Annotated in this window: 2 protein-coding genes; both read right to left on the reverse strand. The window is 42.7% G+C overall.

All coding sequences use genetic code 11. From position 1 onward, the window contains the following. Positions 1–383: 383 nt before the first annotated feature. The gene (locus tag EZI54_RS23845; protein WP_131484334.1) at positions 384–668 is read right to left on the reverse strand and encodes a hypothetical protein; all 285 of its coding nucleotides are present in this window, start codon (positions 666–668) and stop codon (positions 384–386) included. A 16-nt stretch (positions 669–684) separates the two neighbouring features. Then, positions 685–1,056, reverse strand: a 372-nt coding sequence (locus EZI54_RS24715) for a hypothetical protein (RefSeq protein ID WP_207389346.1), incomplete at its 5' end; no start/stop codon positions are given.

Raw genomic sequence — 1,056 nt, forward strand, 5'->3', positions numbered from 1 at the left:
GTGTTCCGCCAAACTGGCGGGAAACAGGCAAGGAACACACAAATAACGGGAAAATAGTGTCTGAATCTTCGATTTTTTGCCGATTAAAACCAAATTCAGCAAAAATCAGCGGTTATTCAGACCTTCCATAGCAGTGATCAGGTCCAAGTCTTGCCTTTTGCCTTTCTCGTAGATGGCTTCTCGCCGGTTACACCGTGAAGTAATGTGATAGAGCGCGCCTGCGATTTCTATCGCAACGGTCTGGCCATCTTTGGCTCCTTGTTGATGCTTGGCTAATGTGGATAGGTCATCGGAAATGCATCCAACTTGCAGGCGGAGGGAAAAAGGCAAGGCCTGACCTTGGAATTGGAATTCCGCAGTATTTACTTTTTAGGGTCGACGACTTAGATGGAATGTCGATTTATATACTCACCCATTAAAACCAGATACTTTTCCACCAAATCAAAGTAACCCTCATCACCCTCGTTCTCGACATTATCCTCAATATATATTCTGGCTCTTTCTATGAAAATCTTTATCGGCTCTAAATTTCCAGAAAGATAACATCCAGTAATATTATTAACATAACATACCAACTCATATATCGGAACATCCCGCCTATATCCCTTCCTGGGGCAGACACTTTTAGCGTTTAAAATTTTTTGCATTCGCTCCAGTTCATAAATCATTTAACACCTCTTCATCCTATGGAGTGACGTCTTTAACAACCAAACTGGGATTCAGCTGCCTCAGCTCATCTAAGTATTGATTCACAGGAATAGGGTTAGGAGAAAAGCGAGGATCAATAATATTCTCACCATCAGAAAACACCCTATGATCAACAAAATCTTCTAACTTTCCAAATTCCTTTACTCTAATATTCCCATCAGGGACAGTTAAATCCAATATGCTTCCTTGGCCACCAGAAGCTTTGTGAAGCTGTCGAGCAATGAAGTGGACCCCGAAATTTGGACAGGTGCCTGAGCTCTGATTCATCATCTCCACAAGGAGGAGAATCATGAGCAAGAAACGCAAGCAATACAGCGCATCATTCAAATCCAAAGTCGCCCTGGCCGC

It is taken from the genome of Marinobacter halodurans (assembly GCF_004327985.1).
Taxonomy (GTDB): Bacteria; Pseudomonadota; Gammaproteobacteria; order Pseudomonadales; family Oleiphilaceae; genus Marinobacter_A; species Marinobacter_A halodurans.

Coding starts and splice junctions, on each gene's coding strand:
- EZI54_RS23845 (WP_131484334.1), bottom strand. CDS start 668: ATGATTTATGAACTGGAGCGAATGCAAAAAATTTTAAACGCTAAAAGT.